This is a genomic window from Peribacillus sp. NPDC055009, assembly GCF_053608705.1.
Genome location: NZ_JBSGVZ010000015.1, coordinates 15,213 through 33,123, shown reverse-complemented (window position 1 = coordinate 33,123; position 17,911 = coordinate 15,213). Strand labels below are relative to the sequence as shown.

At 38.3% G+C, this 17,911-nt stretch carries 16 protein-coding genes and 2 pseudogenes; 11 read left to right on the top strand and 7 right to left on the bottom strand.

Annotated features, from left to right (window positions below; translation table 11 throughout):
• Nucleotides 1-17 precede the first annotated feature (17 nt).
• Nucleotides 18-797 (bottom strand): transporter substrate-binding domain-containing protein, encoded by a 780-nt coding sequence (locus ACWF5P_RS19705; RefSeq protein WP_230176058.1) that lies wholly within the window; start codon nucleotides 795-797, stop codon nucleotides 18-20.
• Nucleotides 798-1,460: 663 nt separating this feature from the next.
• Here ACWF5P_RS19705 and ACWF5P_RS19700 point away from each other — a divergent pair.
• Nucleotides 1,461-1,796 carry a hypothetical protein gene (locus ACWF5P_RS19700; RefSeq protein ID WP_434168204.1) on the top strand — a complete coding sequence of 112 codons (336 nt, stop codon included), beginning with the start codon at nucleotides 1,461-1,463 and terminating at the stop codon, nucleotides 1,794-1,796.
• Between the two features lie 112 nt (nucleotides 1,797-1,908).
• Here the strand turns inward: ACWF5P_RS19700 and ACWF5P_RS19695 are convergent.
• Nucleotides 1,909-2,204 (bottom strand): annotated as a pseudogene (locus tag ACWF5P_RS19695) (DUF3969 family protein).
• Between the two features lie 423 nt (nucleotides 2,205-2,627).
• Nucleotides 2,628-3,380 carry a hypothetical protein gene (locus tag ACWF5P_RS19690; protein ID WP_434168203.1) on the bottom strand — a complete coding sequence of 251 codons (753 nt, stop codon included), beginning with the start codon at nucleotides 3,378-3,380 and terminating at the stop codon, nucleotides 2,628-2,630.
• 681 nt (nucleotides 3,381-4,061) lie between these two features.
• Here ACWF5P_RS19690 and purU point away from each other — a divergent pair.
• Nucleotides 4,062-4,961, top strand: a complete 900-nt coding sequence (gene purU / locus ACWF5P_RS19685) for a formyltetrahydrofolate deformylase (protein WP_260358827.1) — start codon at nucleotides 4,062-4,064, stop codon at nucleotides 4,959-4,961.
• 59 nt (nucleotides 4,962-5,020) lie between these two features.
• Here purU and ACWF5P_RS19680 read toward each other — a convergent pair whose 3' ends face one another.
• The 3 genes from ACWF5P_RS19680 to ACWF5P_RS19670 form a co-directional block, all read right to left on the bottom strand.
• Nucleotides 5,021-5,683: an SIMPL domain-containing protein gene (locus tag ACWF5P_RS19680; RefSeq protein WP_452445197.1), complete on the bottom strand. Its 663-nt coding sequence runs from the start codon at nucleotides 5,681-5,683 to the stop codon at nucleotides 5,021-5,023.
• A gap of 138 nt (nucleotides 5,684-5,821) precedes the next feature.
• The gene (locus ACWF5P_RS19675) at nucleotides 5,822-6,016 is read right to left on the bottom strand and encodes a YwbE family protein (RefSeq protein WP_260358825.1); all 195 of its coding nucleotides are present in this window, start codon (nucleotides 6,014-6,016) and stop codon (nucleotides 5,822-5,824) included.
• 111 nt (nucleotides 6,017-6,127) lie between these two features.
• On the bottom strand, nucleotides 6,128-7,648 hold the full coding sequence (locus ACWF5P_RS19670; protein ID WP_452445196.1) for an FAD-dependent oxidoreductase: 1,521 nt from the start codon (nucleotides 7,646-7,648) through the stop codon (nucleotides 6,128-6,130).
• A gap of 364 nt (nucleotides 7,649-8,012) precedes the next feature.
• On the opposite strand from ACWF5P_RS19670, the pseudogene ACWF5P_RS19665 reads away from it, so the two are divergent.
• Nucleotides 8,013-8,325: pseudogene (locus tag ACWF5P_RS19665) on the top strand (ParM/StbA family protein); the annotation flags it as partial.
• Between the two features lie 92 nt (nucleotides 8,326-8,417).
• Here ACWF5P_RS19665 and ACWF5P_RS19660 read toward each other — a convergent pair.
• Nucleotides 8,418-8,732: an FAD-dependent oxidoreductase gene (locus ACWF5P_RS19660; RefSeq protein WP_434168199.1), complete on the bottom strand. Its 315-nt coding sequence runs from the start codon at nucleotides 8,730-8,732 to the stop codon at nucleotides 8,418-8,420.
• A 342-nt stretch (nucleotides 8,733-9,074) separates the two neighbouring features.
• Here ACWF5P_RS19660 and ACWF5P_RS19655 point away from each other — a divergent pair, with 342 nt between their 5' ends.
• The 8 genes from ACWF5P_RS19655 (at nucleotide 9,075) to ACWF5P_RS19620 (ending at nucleotide 17,896) form a co-directional block, all read left to right on the top strand.
• The gene (locus tag ACWF5P_RS19655) at nucleotides 9,075-10,268 is read left to right on the top strand and encodes a ParM/StbA family protein (RefSeq protein WP_048680510.1); all 1,194 of its coding nucleotides are present in this window, start codon (nucleotides 9,075-9,077) and stop codon (nucleotides 10,266-10,268) included.
• Between the two features lie 8 nt (nucleotides 10,269-10,276).
• Complete coding sequence (locus ACWF5P_RS19650; protein ID WP_452445195.1) at nucleotides 10,277-10,819, top strand: hypothetical protein; 543 nt, start codon at nucleotides 10,277-10,279, stop codon at nucleotides 10,817-10,819.
• 473 nt (nucleotides 10,820-11,292) lie between these two features.
• Entirely contained in the window at nucleotides 11,293-13,011 is a 1,719-nt protein-coding gene (locus tag ACWF5P_RS19645; protein WP_452445194.1) for a right-handed parallel beta-helix repeat-containing protein, read from the top strand.
• A 163-nt stretch (nucleotides 13,012-13,174) separates the two neighbouring features.
• The gene (locus ACWF5P_RS19640; RefSeq protein ID WP_434168196.1) at nucleotides 13,175-14,347 is read left to right on the top strand and encodes a glycosyltransferase; all 1,173 of its coding nucleotides are present in this window, start codon (nucleotides 13,175-13,177) and stop codon (nucleotides 14,345-14,347) included.
• A gap of 99 nt (nucleotides 14,348-14,446) precedes the next feature.
• Nucleotides 14,447-15,571 carry a DegT/DnrJ/EryC1/StrS family aminotransferase gene (locus tag ACWF5P_RS19635; RefSeq protein WP_230176061.1) on the top strand — a complete coding sequence of 375 codons (1,125 nt, stop codon included), beginning with the start codon at nucleotides 14,447-14,449 and terminating at the stop codon, nucleotides 15,569-15,571.
• Nucleotides 15,561-16,538, top strand: a complete 978-nt coding sequence (locus ACWF5P_RS19630; RefSeq protein WP_434168195.1) for a Gfo/Idh/MocA family oxidoreductase — start codon at nucleotides 15,561-15,563, stop codon at nucleotides 16,536-16,538. The genes ACWF5P_RS19635 and ACWF5P_RS19630 overlap by 11 nt, the downstream gene beginning before the upstream one ends.
• Nucleotides 16,538-17,164: a PIG-L family deacetylase gene (locus ACWF5P_RS19625; protein ID WP_434168194.1), complete on the top strand. Its 627-nt coding sequence runs from the start codon at nucleotides 16,538-16,540 to the stop codon at nucleotides 17,162-17,164. The genes ACWF5P_RS19630 and ACWF5P_RS19625 overlap by 1 nt, the downstream gene beginning before the upstream one ends.
• The gene (locus ACWF5P_RS19620) at nucleotides 17,165-17,896 is read left to right on the top strand and encodes a WbqC family protein (RefSeq protein WP_452445193.1); all 732 of its coding nucleotides are present in this window, start codon (nucleotides 17,165-17,167) and stop codon (nucleotides 17,894-17,896) included.
• Nucleotides 17,897-17,911: the final 15 nt, after the last annotated feature.

The window sequence follows — 17,911 nt, the reverse complement described above, 5'->3', positions numbered from 1 at the left end:
TCCCTTTCTATCAATCTTTATTCAGGCTTAGTTGTGATGTCCTCACCGAAGTATTTTTTGCTGATTTTCGCAAGAGTTCCATCTTCCCGGAGGTTTTCAAGTGCTTCGTTGATGCGTGCAAGCAGCTGCGGGTTGTCGTTAGGCAGTACGATGGCCTGCTCGCTTCGTTCGATCAATTGCCTTCCTTCGATGTCGAAACCTTCCTTGGTCGCTTCCTTGCCGGTTACGAAGTCGGTGATGACGGCATCATGACGCCCTCCGCTCAATGCTTTCAGGGCTGTGATATCACTGTCATAGGTTTTTACATTGGTTGTATATTTTTCTGCTGTGGTTGCGTACGTAGAGCCTTTAGAAGCCGCAACTTCCTTACCCTTTAAATCTTCAACCGTTTTAATATCACTATCCGAACGGACAAAAATTTGAGGACCTGAATAGTAATAAGGGGTAGAGAAGGCAACATGTTTACTTCGTTGTTCATTGATTGTATGACTGGCAACCGCGGCATCTGCCCGACCGGTTTTAACACCTTCCACGATACCTTTGAACTTTATCCGTTTAGGCACTGGCTCTAGGTCGAGTTCCTTTGCAATTGCATCGCCAACTTCAATATCGAACCCGGTTACGGTCATGTCATCATTGACATAACTGAATGGCTTGAATTCACCTGAAGCAGCGAAAACAAACTGGTCCTCATTGATCAGCTTACTCCCGTCCTCCAGCTGGTCCTTTTCAGCACAGCCGGACAGAAGACCAAGAACAGCCAGAATGGATACAATGAATGTAACTGATGATTTCATGATAATTTCATTTCCCCCTTTGAAAAAAACTAATAGAATGGTCTATACCCTTATAAGGCAGTGAATAACCTTATTAACTAGGGAAAATAAAAACTGAAATAAAAATGGTTGTCCAGATCATGCCGACATTTCATTCAAGAATCCCCCTTAACTATGCATTTCATAAAGGTTCTCGGCCTTTGCCTTCATTTCCTTTAAATTCACCAGTTATTTATTGGAAGAATGATAGCGCCTATTAATAGAGGGTGGGAACTAATGGTATCTTTTCAATTCCATATAGGTAATTTCTATTTCAATATAAAAAAGCCGACCGTGATCAGGCCGACTTTTCCGCGATTAAAACCTATGAAATATGACTAGAGGATAGCTTTATCAAATGGAAACTCCATTTGATTTTGCAAGTGTTACAAAGTAGAACTAGTGACTCTTGGAATAAAAGACCCTCATTTCATATCATCACTTTCTCTTTATTTACTCAAAAATGAAACCCATTGTTCCAAAGTAGGAATGTATAACAAATTCCTTTTATATACGATTAAATTATTACAATTCAATTTTCATTAATAAAAGGGGCTGAATTAAAAGCTGATGCTTCATTTAAATCCCATGTATCAAGTTCCAAAGAAGGAAGAATAAAAGATTTGAAGTAAGAGGTGATTTCATATGTTTAGCAGTTCGAATCAAGCAATATATGAGCCAGATTATATTTCTCTACTGTTACTGCTTTTAGGAATTGTTTATGTGATCTACTTCGGATTAACTATCGTTAAAATCAAATTAGATACACTAGCTATAAGTACCCTGGCTATTTCCCTTCTAACTTATTTACTAGTTGGATTTTATATGGCAGGCTTTGGCTTTTATATTGATGAGGAAACCCCGAACAACCTAGTATTTGAGAAATACGGGTTTCCGGATTTAATTTTATTGGCGTTCCCTTATATCTTTTTATCTCTAGCGGCAAGTTTAGGTGAAAAAAACAAAATAAATAATAAATAAAAAATCATCTCTATACTGAGACACATTTACCATTTATTCCTTAGAATGCAAATAATTTAAAGGGTCCACTAGTTGTTTTCATAACAATATCGAGTTTGGTATTAAATAATATTTACACATCCAACAAATGTTCTGTTAATTGAAATTGCCTTTTCCGCTCGAGTACAGATAAAGTATTGACTTGTATATCTTCAATCTTATTAGTAATTGTTTCAGGTATTATTGAAAGTATATCTTCTAATTCCGTTCCCTGATGTATTAAATCAACAAAATGGGATCTAAATTATATTCACTAAATAAATCTATAACATAAGGACTGAAAATTAGTTTTTCACCTTCATCTGTAATTATTTGTTTCTTTAACCCAGTTGTTATTCCCAAGATTAACAAAAGTATAGCTTTCTCCATATGTTCTTTCTCTTTAGTTTTTAATTTTAAGGTAACCATTTTATTTTTTCACACTCCATCCTTGTTTTAACGTCAAACACTAAACCTGATTTACTTTGGAAATATAGTTTAATTTTCATGATTAATGAAGTTTTCATATAAAAATTAAACTTATTCCAAAAGTAACACGCGTAAAGTCTTTTAGAGTTTCAATAATTGTAATTACTATTTTACTAGGCATAGCGATACTTGTAATGGGAGATTATTTGCAAAAAAAAGAATGAGCAGCTAATTTTAGCGGCTTATCCCAATTTGTCACATTTAAAACTTATTCTTATCTTTTGAATCTTCTTGCAATTTTAAAAAGAAGAAAGCCTATTAAAGTTATTATAACTATTGTTATTAAAGCTCCTATTGGACTAAAGGTTTTCATATTATTTCTCCTTAGAATGCATATAAGTTGAAGGACCCACTAGTTGTTTTAACTTCTACATAAGTATCAGTGTATGTGTATACTACAGCAATTGCACTATATTTTACAGTCTTATCCATTGCCCATGATGTTTTTTTTGTGGTTGTGCTACTTTGTGCGGAACCACTATAAACTATGCCTACGTAAGTTCCGCTTTTTCCTAGTACGCCATAAGCAACATTTGTTACAGCAGTTTTTATTCCTTTAACTTTTGAACTTCCGGCAGGAATCGTAGCTTTAAGGTTTCCTCGATAACTATGATTTAATACATTTATATTTGTATAAACTTTTCCAGTGAATTTAACAGTGACACCATATTTTGATTTTGATTTACTAAAAGATTGGCTATTTGTATTACCAAATTTCAGTGAAATTGGTTGAATTAAGTTAGTTGGTTGGACGGCAATGTCCTCCGTTTCGTTTGTACTTGAAGCATAAGCTCTTATAAACTCTGTATCTTCCAATGAAAAGGGTTCATTTATATTATATTTTGAATTAATTTCTTTAAATCTATCAATGATTTGTTCGTCTGATAAATTTTTATTAATTTTAAATTTAATTTCCTTAATTTCAATCGGGTCTAATGATGTTGGTTGTCTTTCAACTGGCTTTTCCTCCGTTACAGTTGAGTTACCCTCAGCTGCAAATACATGAGATGGAAGTAGAGCGGCTCCTAAAACTAGAATCAAGGATAAAAATAGTAAAGATTTCATTTTTTGTATCATTGTTATTTCTCCCTCCATTTAGTTTGTGTATTCTATGTTAAATGAAAAGAGAGACGTGCATTTCTCAAAATTGAAATCAAATGTTTTAACACTGAAACAACCAAAAGATTACGTGATTTCGAATCTCTTAAGAAAACAGCCATTTAGTTTTTAATTTTAAAGTAGCCATATCTTATTTTCCCCACTCCATCATTGTTTTGTTTTAACGTCAAATAGGAATTAGTTTAAATTGGAAAGAATAATATCCACTGTGCTTCCGGAATATGTATAGCTCAGAATAAGAGGTTGTAATAATGCTGCCTGCAAGTGGTTGGATAGTTTTTTAATATTGCCTAAAATCATCCCAAACGTAACATAAGAAATGATTTTTAGAGTTTCAATATATAAATAATTTATTTCATTATTGGAACTTTATTAATTTCTATTAAATATAAACACCAATTTTTTTTACAGGATAAAGATGTTATAGATAGGATATTAAGGTACAAATCCTTGTAAGCAAAAATTTTTAAATATGTTGTACTTATTTCTACTGTGTAATCTGTGTATGTTGGAATAAAAGTGGAATGTTTCGAATCGTCGTGGCTACCAACAAAATCCCGAATTGATTGACTGACTTTAATTTTTGCCATGAATTGAAGTATAATATAGCAAAATAGAAGAAGGGCAGTTGGGAAAATGGTGAGCAACTTTGTGCAAGAGCAGTTACAGGAATTTCGCGAAAGAAATCAAGATAGAGGCCGTTTGATTATAAAATGTCCGGACCAGCCGGGAATTGTTTCGACAGTTACGGCTTTTCTTAAAGAATATGATGCAAATATTGTTGAATTGAGTCAGTATTCGATGAATCCTGAGGGCGGTACCTTTTTCACCAGGATCGAGTTCGATTGTCCAGGATTGAAGGATAAGGCAGCGGATATGCAACTGGCATTCCAGGAAGTTTCGACAGCATTCTCGATGCAATGGACATTTAACCATGTCAGTGATTTGAAGAGAACGGCCATCTTCGTTTCCAAGGAACCTCATTGCCTTTTGGAATTGCTATGGGAGTGGCAAAGCGGGGATTTATTGGCTGACATTGCGCTAGTCATCAGCAACCATGAAGATACGAGGGAAATTGTCGAATCGATGGGCATCCCGTTTTATTACATTCCTGCCAATAAGGATATACGCAAGGAAGTGGAGACTAAACAGCTTGGACTTCTGGAAGAATTCAAGGTGGACCTTATTGTATTGGCCAGGTATATGCAGATATTGACGCCGGACTTCGTAGCGGCCCATCCGAACAGAATCATCAATATCCATCATTCATTTTTACCTGCCTTCATTGGAGCACGGCCTTATGAACGAGCTTATGACAGAGGTGTTAAGCTGATTGGGGCGACTTCCCATTATGTGACGAATGATTTGGATGAAGGTCCAATCATCGAGCAGGATATCGAACGGGTGGACCATCGTGATTCTGCCGCGGATATGAAGAAAATCGGTCGTTCAGCTGAACGCAGGGTGCTGGCCCGTGCCGTTAAATGGCATTTGGAGGACCGCGTCATTGTTCATGAAAATAAAACGGTAGTCTTTTAAAATGAAAAACCCCCCTTTGGGTTGCCAAGGGGGGTTTTTAGGATGGAATTTAGTGAGTGTTAGTACGTGTATTCCACCCTTACTGAGGCAGTGATGTTCAGTTCACCAGGCTGAATCGGGGTAGTCGTCGCCATTTTTGAAAAGGTACTTGTTTGATAAAGCATTGGGGTTGCCGTTTCGGATAGCTCTTCAACCTTATTAGGAACTGGGTTCAATGAGATTCCCAGTGTTCGAGCCATGGAGAGTGCTTTTTCATATGCATTTTTTAAGGCGAGAGAAAGTGCCTGGTTATAGTATGCATCTGGATTTGATAAAGAGAAGCGGATGCTGGTGATTGAATTGGCGCCGCTTCTGACGGCCGTGTCGATTATGCTGCCTATTTTCTCGATGTCGGACGTTTGGGCTTGTATGATGTGCTGGACTTTATAGTTCTTGAACAATTCCTTTCCGTCAATATAATCATATTGTGGATCGATTCTGTAATCACTCGTTTTCAATTGCTCTTCGGGAATGCCTGCGGATTTAAGTGATGCGATGACATTTGCGATTGCTTGGGAATTGGCTTGCTGGGCCTTTTGCGGATCCTTATCCTCTGTTATGACTCCAAGGGTGATCGTGGCTTGATCCGGAGCAGCAGATAGCGTCTCTGAGCCGGAAACTTTCAATGTATGATCATCATTGCGGTAATAATCCCTTTCGGGGGCATTGTATTCTTGATTCATTTTGACACCAGCCTTTATAAGAGATAATCTCACCCCTATTGTACGAATTATGAACGGGAAACATGATTGAAATATCCCCATCGTCATTAATTCGTTCGAATGATCATAAAAAAACACTCGGCCAAGACCGAGTGCGCATTACTTATGAATGACTTGAACCCTGCCAACCTGCCCATCAGTCAACCTTACTTTAATTCCATGAGGGTGAGTGCTGGAGTTGGTTAAAATATCCTTTACAGTGCCGCTTGTCAGTTTTCCGGTGCGTTGATCTGCTTTAAGTACAATGTCCACAGAGGCACCTGGGGTAACATCTTTCCGGTTTTTACCGTTCATGTTCAATTCAATCCTTTTCAGAGTTATTTGCAACCATTCAATCATGCAGTAACTTCAGTATAAGGAAAACGGCGGGCCCAGTCGACTTTTAGATAAAATCACAATTGGCACTTAGCGAATTTTTTTCAATGGTTCGACAGCAGGGCCATTCAACACTTCACCAGCGATGGAGTAGCGGGAGCCATGACATGGGCAATCCCAAGTACGGTCGCCGCTATTCCAGGCAACTTCACACCCCATGTGTGTACATGTGGAATCAACGATATGAAGCTGGCCATCATGATCACGGTAACACCCAGCTTTGTCTCCATCCACCTTCACGATTGCTCCTTCATCAATTCCTAAGTCTTCCGGCGTTTTTTGAATGACGGCCAATTTGCCTTTAATCAGATGCTTCGCCACATCAGCATTATCTTGGACTATATTCTTCACGCCTTTTAAACGGGCAGGATCATACAATTCCGCATACCTGTTATCTATTTGCAAAATCCGGTCAGTTAAGATCTTGGCGGCAATCGATCCATTCGTCATTCCCCATTTCGCATAGCCGGTAGCTATCAGGACGTTTTGTTGGTTGGCTGTCACTGGACCGACGAAGGGGATATTATCCGGTGTCACGATATCCTGTGCCGACCAGCGGTAGGGAATGTCCTTCACATCGAAATACTGGGAACTGAAGTCCTTCAGTGCTTCATAATGCTCGATCGTCGAGATTCCCTGGCCTGTCTTATGGCCATCTCCGCCAACAAGTATAAGTTTTTCCCCATTGTCCAATTCCGTATAGCGAAGGGAGCGGCTAGGGCTGTCTGCACTGTAATACATCCCGCCTGGATACTCCTGTTCAGTCCTGATGCCAAGCACATAGGACCTACTTACATGAACACGGGCAAAGTATAGGCCCTTTTCATCATTGAAAGGGAAGTGGGAGGCCACGATAACCTGATTGCTTTTGATTGTATGTCCAGTATCGGTCAGAACGGTCGGTGGATCGCCGTCTTCAATTTTCATTGCCGTTGTACGTTCATAAATGGTGCCTCCTGCATCGAGAATTGTCGAAATGAGGGCCGTTAAATATTTTAATGGGTGAAACTGTGCTTGATCTTTCATTATCACAGCAGCTTTACAAGGAATGGAGAAAGGGATATTCTCCGCATAATCCCCCCGAATGCCAAGTTTTTGATAGGCTCTCAGTTCTTTTTGGATTTTGCTTAGATATTCGTCCGTATTTGCGTACACATAGGCATCCTGTGCTGTCAAATTACATTCAATGGATTGTTCTTCTACCAAGTCTTTAATCAGCTTCATTCCATCTGTATTGGCTTCATAATAAAGTTTGGCATTCTCTTCACCATGGTCAGTGATCAGCTGGTCGTAAATCAGGCCATGTTGGGCCGTGATTTTTGCTGTAGTGTGTCCTGTCGTTCCAGTAAGGATTTCGCCTGCTTCAATCAGTGTGACTTTAACACCTTGTTTAGCTAGTAGGTAAGCAGATGTGATTCCGGTAATTCCGCCGCCTACTATTAAGACATCAGTGGTTAAATCTGTATCTAATTTAGAAAAAGTAGGGAATGTCAACGCACTGCGCCAATAAGGTTCCGGAAATCGGGGAAGGTCTGTATTTTTTTCAGTCATTTGAATACCTCCATACAGTTCATTAGTGAATCGTCCATTTATTACCATACCCAAATCCGCTATTTATACGCTTATTTTTGTAAGAAGAAAGACTAAAAAAATACATTATTTGGTTTGTTTACAATTATGTATACATGTAAACAAAAATAGATGGTTTGTACACAAATATGTATATATGTTTACAAGTACGTACACATGGCTATATATAAGGTGTATACATGTTTGTTCCTAATGTATACAAAAATGAATACAATTCGACAAATGAAAATAAAGCTACAGCTTATGTAGCATCGACTAATATAGAAATCTCTTCTATCGAGAGTGCTCCACCTAATTTTTTCTATGAAAAAGGGGGTGTTTTTAGATGAGTTCTAGAATCGCAGCAGTAGACGTAGGAAATGATGCAATTAAAACTATTTTTGGAAAGCTAGAGCCTAAAACTATATATACCAAATGTCATTGCAAAAGACATGAAGATCGGCCAGTCATAGGAATCGAAGAACTCGATGAAAAAAACCTTGGAAGGGATACATAATAGAGTCCATTCACCAGCATTGCAAGACAATAATGCCATTAATCGTGTCGGAAATTTAGCGACAAAAAGTGATAACCCAACAGAACTAGATTTGGGGAGCAGTAACTCAGAGGAGGACCAAACATTAGTATTTGCGTATACATAAGCATCTTGTACATTCAATAGAATGTTCTTCTATCAAACCTTTTGATAGCTCCGTTCCTTCAGTGTTGGCCTCATATAGTATAGTCTGGACTATTCCTCACTGTGATCAGTAATAAATTGGTCGTAAATCAAGCCGTGCTGGACCGTGATTTTTGCGGTTGTGTGGCCTGTTGTTCCATTAAGGGTCTCATCTGCCTCAGTGAATGTGGCTTTCACACCTTGCTTGGCTAATAGATAAGCTGAAGTGATACCCGTAATTCCGCCATTAACAATTAAGACATCAGTTGTTATATCTGTTTCTAGCTTAGAAAACGAAGGAAGGATAAAGTGCTGCGCCAATATGGCTACGGATATTGAGGAAGTTCTGTGTTTTTTCGGTGATTTTAATATCTTCCTACGTTTCATTAGTGGTTTGACCAATTTATTACCATGACCAAATTCTTCTTTTTACGCTTTCTTTTTATATGAAGAAGATTATTAAAAGTTAGTTTTTTTGTTTGTTTGCAATATCGTATACATGTAAACAAAAATAGTTGGTTTGTACACAAAAAAGTAAACACGTTTACAAATGAGTACACATGGCTATATATAACGTGTGTACATATTTGTTCCTAATGTGTACACAAATGAATACAATTCGACAAATAAAGCTACAACTTATGAAGCATTGACTAATATAGAAACCTTTTCTATGCTTAATAGAGTGCTCCACCTAAATTTTTTTATGAAAAAGGGGATGTTTTTTAGATGAGTTCTAGAATCGCAGCAATAGACGTAGGAAATGATGCAATTAAAGCTATTTTTGGAAAGCTAGAGTCTGAACTATATATACCAAATGTCATTGCAAAAGACATTGAAGATCGTCCGGTCATAGGAATCGAAGAACTCGATGAAAAAAACCCATTGGAAGGGTTACATATTAGAGTCCATTCACCAGCATTGCAAGACAATAATGCCATTTATCGTGTCGGAAATTTAGCGACAAAAAGTGATAACCCAACAGAACTAGATTTGGGGAGCAGTAAATCAGAGGAAGACCAAACATTAGTCATGCTTTTTGCGGCTATTGCATTGGATGCTGCCAAGCAAGGGAATAATGATAAGTTCAAAAAAGTAAATAACGTTGTCGAAGCGAATTATACGCTTGGAACAGGTCTACCTCTTCGGGAAGTTAAGGAAGGGAAAGATGTTGGGTACCGTTCGAAGCTACTGGGATCCGTTCACCAAGTAGAATTTTTAATTACACCTAAATACCAAGGTATTAAGGTTAATATCAAATTTGATGAAGTGAAAGTCTATCCAGAGGGCTTCGCCGCATACATTAATTTAGTCATGGACAATGATTTGAATATCATTAACCGTGAATTAATAGATAGAAGAATTCTCATTCAAGATATTGGCGGACTATCGACAGATATCGCGGTCATTAAAAACCGTAAAGTTGACGATGATAAGGCGCAAGGATTCAATCTAGGAGTAGCTGAGGCTCTTGAATCTATTCGTGAAGAAATCAGAAAAAAACACGGTGTCGAGCTGGATAGCAGACGAGATGTCGTTGAAATCATCACGAAGAAAAACGATCGTAACCATATTATGGTTCGCGGAAGCCGGACAAGCGTCCATGATATCGTCGACCGGATTTTAGGAGAACTTGCCAAAAAGCAATATCGCCATCTGCGCAACGTATGGCAGAAAAACTCGCAAACGGAAATCTGCTATTTTGTTGGCGGAGGTTCGATTGTCTTGAAAGATTACCTGAAAACGCTCAATCAGAATTTTGATGGCTACAATATCGACTTTTTTGAAGATGAACGGGAAAGCGTTTGGATGATGGCCAACGCCTATTATAAATTGATTTCGGATTTTAATCGCCGGAATTCAAAGGAACAGCAGCAATCCCACCAAAAGAAGAAAGAACAAAGATCAGGTGCTGTTAAATAGGTGAGAGAATGAAAAAAACAGCTTCTTCTGAAATCAAAAGAGGACAAGCCATCACTTTTCGTATCCCTTCAGATGTATCAGATTATACGTTAAGGCAGCTGCAGAAATTGAAGGAAACGGAAAGAAGGAATTTTTCCAGTAAAATTGCCGAGTATGTTCTCGATGGAATCGGACAATCGACCCATCAGGAACGGGAAATGATTGCCCTGCCCATGCCGAACAAGCTTAGCAAATCTCAGCGTGACTGGCTCAAACATTCCCACTCAGAAGCTATGCTTGGAACGATTATGTACCATCTTTTATCCGATCCTTTACGCGCAACAGCCTTGCTAGCCTCATTAGACAGCAATGTAATTAATGAGGAGATTTATTTGCAGGATGAGCCCGAAGAACAGGATAATGAAGTGGTGCAGGTAGAAATATCTAAGAAAAATTTGGATGACTTTGATTGGAGTTTGGAAAAAACCACTCAACAAGTGGAGGAACCAGAACCTGAAGAGGAAAATCTTGATGATCTTCTTGGTGATTTTCTCGATCAAATGAACCAGTGAGTGAACATATAGGAGGATATCCGGCGACAAGTCGGATATCCTCCTTTTTCTTTGCGGGGGTTATGAGGAATGAAACATAAAAAAGAATATATCAAGCTGCAGCCTTTTCCCGGCAAACATCGGGGAAAGGCTTTTTCTGTCGAATGACGAGTCCCCCAAGTAACACCGGACACATTCCTCCTCTTTTCAATAGTGGCGCAAGGAGGTTTGTTTTCCCATTACAATCCGGTTTACCCCTGAGCTATTGAAGGTTTTTTGTATGGGGAAATTGTCGAATGAACTATACGTTTAAGCGACTGTTCCAAGATTAAAACATCTTATGTTGATTTTGAGAAACTCACATCTCAAATCCCTTGTAACATTAGATAGGCACCACTCTTTTCTAGGTCGACTAGGGTGTCGTGTCTGGTTTCTGCCCTGGAAAATGCAAAACAACTGTAGAAAAAATGAATAAAAGACATGGGAGTATTCAGATGAAACGATTATATGAAATAACAGGAATATATACTGTGTTTATCGTGGCGCTCTTCTCCCTTCAATCAACTGCAGTCGGGGCAAACGAGATCTGCAGTCCCACAACGGGCACCGCGATTCAGTTATTGGACAATAAAGGGGAGTTAAAACAAACGCTGTCACTAGACGCAAACCATTCCGGCACATCGATCCGCACGATCCTTAATAATGCCATTACAAAGGTTTCCGCCTATCCGCAAGATGTATCGAATGGGAAAAGGGGAACGGTCCGTTTGTCAAAAGGCCAGTTTACGGCGAGTGCCTTTATTGCAATGAAAGAAGGGGTCATTTTAGAAGGGACGGTTGAGAACGATCGCCCCGTCACGACAATGTGTACCCAGCCCTCAAGCAATTCTGTCACGATTAAAATCATGGTGAGCCATACTGGTGTCAAAAACCTGATACTAGAAGGAAAACGAAGGACGGAAGACCCCAAAACTGGGAAACCGAGAAATTATTTTGAAGCAAGGAACAGGGGCATTGAGGTCACTGCAATCGATCAATCCAAATCCACGGCGGATTTGGTGTCTGTTTATTCGGCTGTGAATGATTTGCACAGGCTTCAAAATATCCTGATCGAGGATGTTCAAATTTCCGGGTATGAGGGATATGGCATTTACTTAGAACATGTGAATGGAGTCATGATTAAAGGGTCTGATTCAAGAAAAAGAAACAAAATGGCCATAAAGGATATTGGATATGCAGGCATCGGCGGTTATTCCGCGAGTAACGTGACTGTAAGGCATGCGACGGTGAGAAACCTTGGGCCCGGGGAGACGGTGGGCAATACCAAACAAAGCTATGGCATCGCCTTTAGTCACCGGAAAGACAGTGCCGGAGATGCAATGACTCAATCAAAGTTCCAGCGAAGTGACACAATCGCAGTCGAGGGGAATGTGGTGGCGAACAACCCTGGATGGGAAGGGATTGACACCCATTCAGGCCAAAATGTTTCCTTCACGAATAATGTCATCTTAAACACGCGTTTTCCAATCATTGTCGGCGGAATGGATTACAAGGGAGGAGCTATCTCAGCTTACCCACCCGGCAATATTACGATTGAGGGGAATAGAATCAATTCTTTTAATGATTATGCGTATTACGATATAGGTAAAAATGCAACAGTCAGCGAACGGGGCATTACAGTCAACGGAACGCAATACCATGATCTTACTGAAACAAAGATGGGCTTCCTGCAAAAGGTCGTGATTAAAGGCAATTATGTGAATGATATCCGGGCTGCTGTCGAGGAATGGGGAGGCATCAGTATTCATGTGACCAAAAATGCCCTTATTGAAAGCAATATCATTGAAAATAGCCTCAACAATGGGATCGCGATGCTTAGCTCCAACAAGTTCACCAAAATCAAAGGAAACATCATAAACCAAATTCATAAATCCGATGAAAAGTTCATTTCAGCGGGCATTGGTATCAGAGGGTCGCATAATAACGGCAGCCCTACAAATGACTATGCCATCACCTCTTTGAACATGAAAAACAACGTCATTGAAGGGGATAACAGATTTACCGAAGTTGGGCATGAAATCCATGTACATGATAAAACGGTTTATAACCGCCTGGATGACTGGATTGCCATCTCGGCATTCCTTGATTGGAACAAACCTAATGTGAAAAACATCATGGAAGATGGTGAAACACATCTGAATTATCTAGAGTAAGGGAGGGCTGTACAAGCTAGTGGGTTTCAAAGTTAAAACGCCTCATTCTAAAAAAGGGACATGCCTCACCTATATTAAGTGTTACATTTGTTTTCTGGGGTGAAGCAAAGCATTACTCTGTAAGTCAAATTGAATCACGATGGGTAAAAGAGGAAGTGGAAAAGTGAAGATTCTTTATTTGCATCAATATTTCAATACCGATAAAGGCAGTACCCGATCTTATGAAATAGCTAAATTTTTAGTCTCTAAAAATAATAAAGTCACCATCATCACCGGGAATTCCATAGATTCGCGAGAGGGAATAAAGATAATCTCAACCAAAACTAAATATAAACAAGAATATAGTTACCTGAAAAGATTACTATCGTTTGTTCATTATATGTATAAAAGTTTTTTTATTGGGGTGAAGGAGAAGGAGGTAGACGTTGTTTATGCTTCTTCGACCCCTTTGACAATTGGATTGATAGGTATGCTTCTTGCAAAGGTGAAGCGCAGCGAATTTGTTTTTGAAGTAAGGGATTTATGGCCAGATATACCTATTGAGCTGGGAATCATCAGACATGAATGGTTAAAGGGAATTTTATTGAAGCTAGAAAGCATGATTTATTCTTCAGCTGATAAAATCATCGTGCTTTCGCCTGGAATGAAAGAAGATTTATTGAGAAAAGGAGTCAAACGGGAAAAAATTGCTACGGTTACTAACTTTGCGGATATAAACTATTTTTCTCGAATTCGTTCCGAAGATAAAGAAGAGGCATTGGATAAATTAGGTTTAAAAGCGAAGTTTATCTGTTTATATGCAGGCACATTAGGATTTATCAATAATATCGATTATATTTTACAGCTTGCCGAAAAGACGGATGACCCCGATATTGTCTATCTAATTGTAGGTGATGGAAAGGAAAAAGAACGCTTAATTCAAGTGAAAGAGAGCAAAAGATTAAACAACGTCATTTTCTTGGATCAGGTATCTAAAAAAGAAGCGTACTTATTAATGGCCATATCTCATATTGGTCTGTGTTTTGTACGTGATAATGAAATATTGGATAGGAATAGTCAAAATAAACTTTTTGATTTTTGGGCAGCCGGAAAACCAACATTAATAAACTATAAAGGCTGGCAGCATGAGGTCATGACAAAATATGATGCAGGTCACGGTTTTGAATATAGTGAAGAATCACAGATGATAGAGTATGTAAAAGCAATGAAAAATGACAAACGAATGTATCTGAAAATACAAGAAAATATAAAGCGTTTAACCCTGAATTATGAGAAAACCAAATTGATTTCAAAACTGGAGCGAACACTGTCGGAATTGGTTGTTAATGATCATTGAATATTCATGAACAATGGGTCATACAGAATTTGATATATTTGTCTGCATCTCACTTAAGGTCTATTGAAAGATCTAATTTTGGAAAAAGGATGGAGTTCCATGGAGACTATCGTAAATACAAAGCCAGTGATAACAGGTTGGGTAAAACGGGAATACCTTAAGAACATCGAGCGGATTTTGGATTCTGGCAGGTTAATTTTAGGTGAGTATACTCGGAAATTTGAAGAAAGCGTCAGACAATACAGTGATTCTAAGTATGCTGTCGCACTTTCCAGTGCAACGGCCGCCATTGAAATTATTTTAAAATATCTAGATGTTGAAGGAAAAGAAGTGATCATGCCAAGCAATACGTTCATTTCTCCAGTATATGCGGTGAAAAATGCGAAAGGAAGGGTCGTTCTTTGTGACATTAATTTAGAGGATTTCAATTTGGATTTAAATAGCCTGAAGAACGCCGTGACTCCTAAAACGAAAGTTGTCCTAATTACGTATATTGCCGGAAGGATTCCTGATAACATCTTTGAGATTAAAGAGTTTTGTGATGAGAATGATCTTTATCTAATCGAAGATGCTTCACATGCTTTTGGTGCCACTATAAATGGATATAAAGCAGGCACAATTGGATTTGCTGGGGTTTTTTCAATGTACCCCACTAAAATTGTTACAAGTGCAACAGGCGGTGTCATTACATCGGATGATATAGATTTAATCAAATACTGTGAGTTGTTAAGGCACCATGGGAATGAAAATGGTGCAGTCAATCAAGTATTATCCGGTGACATGCTTCTTAGTGAATTTAATGCATTGCTTGGTTATCTGCAAGTTCAGGAAGCTTATGGGATGATTCAGGTCAGGCAGGAAATCTTCAGTTTCTATCAAGAAAACTTGAATGAGATTTTTCATGAACACGGTCTTTACTTCCAAGCTTCATCTGACCATAATATATCTTCATTTTATAAAATAATCGTCATGTCTAAAAGCAAAGAGCAATGCGAAACATTTAAAAAGCATTTAAACGAGTGTCATATAAGCACCGGGCATTGTTATGGGGTCCCATTACATTTACAGCCCACATTGCTAGAGGAATATCCCCTTGCGTCTCTCCCGAATGCCGATAGATTTCGTGAATCTCATTTCACGTTGCCATGTCACTTGGATTTGTCAGATGAGGATCTGAAATACATTGTAGCGAAATGTAAACAGGCAGTGGAACATGGCGATTAAAAATAGGATTGGAGTGGTGGGGTCAGGTCCAATAAGCTGTGCCATGATTGATGCCATTAATGAAAGTTCAAATGGAGAGGTGATGGGAATTTGGGGGAGAAGATTTCATTTTGCCAAGGAGCTTGCAAAAGAAAAAGGAGTTTCTAAAGTTTATGGATCCCTGAATGAAGTGTTTGAAGATGATGAGCTGGATACTGTTTATATAGCCACTCCAAATGCTTCCCATTATGATCAAGCGATGGCTGCCATTGAGCATGGAAAGAACGTTATTGTGGAGAAAACGGCATTCATGACAGCCGATCAGGCCAACCGAGTTTTCGATGCTGCAGAAAAACAAAATGTTTTTGTGTTTGAGGCGGTTAGATCCATTTATGAACCCAACTTTCAAATTTTAAAGAAAGCTATTAAAAAGTTAGGGAAGATCCATGGGGCAACCCTAAAGTACCAAAACTATTCCAAGCAGTATTCGGCCTTATTAAAAGGGGAGAAAGCTCCACTTTTCGATGATAATCATGGTGGCGGGACATTAAGAACGATTGGAATTTATCCTATTTATGCGGCCATCCAATTATTTGGTGTTCCCGTTAAAAGTTATTATTTTAAACAACTGATCGTAAAAAACATTGATTTAGGCGGTACGTGCATCTTTGAATATGAAGATTTTAATATAACGATGTTGATTTCAAAAATTAACTTAACGAATGATTCAATATCGGAAATTTACGGAGAGAACGGAACCTTGCGTTTTCACTCGTTATACGATATCCGCACAATAAGTTACCGCAGTATCATTAATGACAATGAAGATACGATAAGTGAACCTATCAGTGATAACAGTTTGCATTATGAAATCACTGAATTTTCAGAATGGGTTTTAAAGAAAAATGTAACGGCCTACATGGAACAAAAGAACATTACGCTTAAAGCGATATCTATCATTGAACAAGCTTTAAATGGAGGAACATGATGAAAAAAATATTGCTAGTAACAGCACACCCGGATGATGCGGAAATTAGTATGGGCGGTACCGTTCGTAAGCTGTTGAACCAAGGACATTACATTATCAACATCATATTTTCCATCCCTTCGAATATCGAGGTCAGGAAAAAAGAGGCAATGGAGTCATCAAAGAATTTCGGATATGAGGTACAGTTTTCTAAGTACTGTGAGGGTAATAACGTTGAGGATATCCCTCTCCATAAATTAATAAAAGAGCTCGACGATATCATCGAAAAGATGGAACCAGACGAAGTCTACACACATTGGATGAATGATAGTCATCAAGATCATCAAAAGTTATCAAAGGTGGTAAGAAGCTGTTTCAGGAAAAAACAATTTACACTATATGAATTCGAACAAATCAACCAAAATAATAACATCGCTGCCAATCAATTTCACCCGAATATTTATAGTGATATTACAGATTTCATGGAAGATAAAAAACGTATGATTACCGTGTTCCAATCACAGCTAACCGGGTATATGGGGCATTATTTAGTGAATGCGGAGCATATCGGCAGTTGGAGGGGTTCCCAAGTGAATTGTAAATACGCGGAGACATTCCTATTAATTTTTTCAAAAGAGGTTTTGTAGGTGGAAAAAAAGAAGATAGTCACAATTCACCAGCCCAATTTCCTGCCCTGGATTGGTTTGATTCATAAGGTTTTCCAATCGGACGTTTTTATATATTTGGCCGATGTGAAATACTCTTCAAGTAATTTTCAAAATAAAACATATATTCTAGGTGCTGATGGAAAAGAGTCAAGGCTAACTGTACCGCTTCAAAAAAAGCCTGAAATGTTACATGAAAAATTAATCAGTTATCATACCCCGAATCAAAAATGGAAAAGGAATCATTTGAAGCAAATATCCGAAGTTTATAAAAAAACTCGGCACTTTCAAGATTTCTTCCCGTTGTTGGATGAAGCATATCAAAAAGAACACGCTTTGTTAGTCGATTTAAATATTCATTTATTTGAATTGATTTTAAAATATTTAAATTATGAAGGAGAAACACACCTTTCCAATGATTTTAACACTTCCTTTGGAAAAACAGAGAGATTAGTCAGCTTAGTTAAGCAAACCGGAGGTACATGCTATTTAAGCGGGAAAAGCGGAAAGGATTATTTGGAAGAAGAATTGTTTCATAATGAAGGTATTGAAGTCGTTTATCAAAAGTTCATACATCCCATGTATTATGTGAAAAATGAAAAAGAATGTGTAAAAAATTTATCGATTCTAGATTGGATCATGCACTATCCGGCGGATCAAATAAAAGAAACGTTAACGGAAGATAATGTAGGCAAATCAGAACAATTTAAATGAGTATATAAAATAGAG

What these genes read in the sequence shown, in the direction of transcription:
- ACWF5P_RS19705 (WP_230176058.1), bottom strand. Translation starts at nt 797, where the DNA reads ATGAAATCATCAGTTACATTCATTGTATCCATTCTGGCTGTTCTTGGT.
- ACWF5P_RS19700 (WP_434168204.1), top strand. Translation starts at nt 1,461, where the DNA reads ATGTTTAGCAGTTCGAATCAAGCAATATATGAGCCAGATTATATTTCT.
- ACWF5P_RS19690 (WP_434168203.1), bottom strand. Translation starts at nt 3,380, where the DNA reads ATGATACAAAAAATGAAATCTTTACTATTTTTATCCTTGATTCTAGTT.
- ACWF5P_RS19680 (WP_452445197.1), bottom strand. Translation starts at nt 5,683, where the DNA reads ATGAATCAAGAATACAATGCCCCCGAAAGGGATTATTACCGCAATGAT.
- ACWF5P_RS19675 (WP_260358825.1), bottom strand. Translation starts at nt 6,016, where the DNA reads ATGAACGGTAAAAACCGGAAAGATGTTACCCCAGGTGCCTCTGTGGAC.
- ACWF5P_RS19670 (WP_452445196.1), bottom strand. Translation starts at nt 7,648, where the DNA reads ATGACTGAAAAAAATACAGACCTTCCCCGATTTCCGGAACCTTATTGG.
- ACWF5P_RS19660 (WP_434168199.1), bottom strand. Translation starts at nt 8,732, where the DNA reads ATGAAACGTAGGAAGATATTAAAATCACCGAAAAAACACAGAACTTCC.
- ACWF5P_RS19655 (WP_048680510.1), top strand. Translation starts at nt 9,075, where the DNA reads ATGAGTTCTAGAATCGCAGCAATAGACGTAGGAAATGATGCAATTAAA.
- ACWF5P_RS19650 (WP_452445195.1), top strand. Translation starts at nt 10,277, where the DNA reads ATGAAAAAAACAGCTTCTTCTGAAATCAAAAGAGGACAAGCCATCACT.
- ACWF5P_RS19645 (WP_452445194.1), top strand. Translation starts at nt 11,293, where the DNA reads ATGAAACGATTATATGAAATAACAGGAATATATACTGTGTTTATCGTG.
- ACWF5P_RS19635 (WP_230176061.1), top strand. Translation starts at nt 14,447, where the DNA reads ATGGAGACTATCGTAAATACAAAGCCAGTGATAACAGGTTGGGTAAAA.
- ACWF5P_RS19630 (WP_434168195.1), top strand. Translation starts at nt 15,561, where the DNA reads ATGGCGATTAAAAATAGGATTGGAGTGGTGGGGTCAGGTCCAATAAGC.
- ACWF5P_RS19625 (WP_434168194.1), top strand. Translation starts at nt 16,538, where the DNA reads ATGAAAAAAATATTGCTAGTAACAGCACACCCGGATGATGCGGAAATT.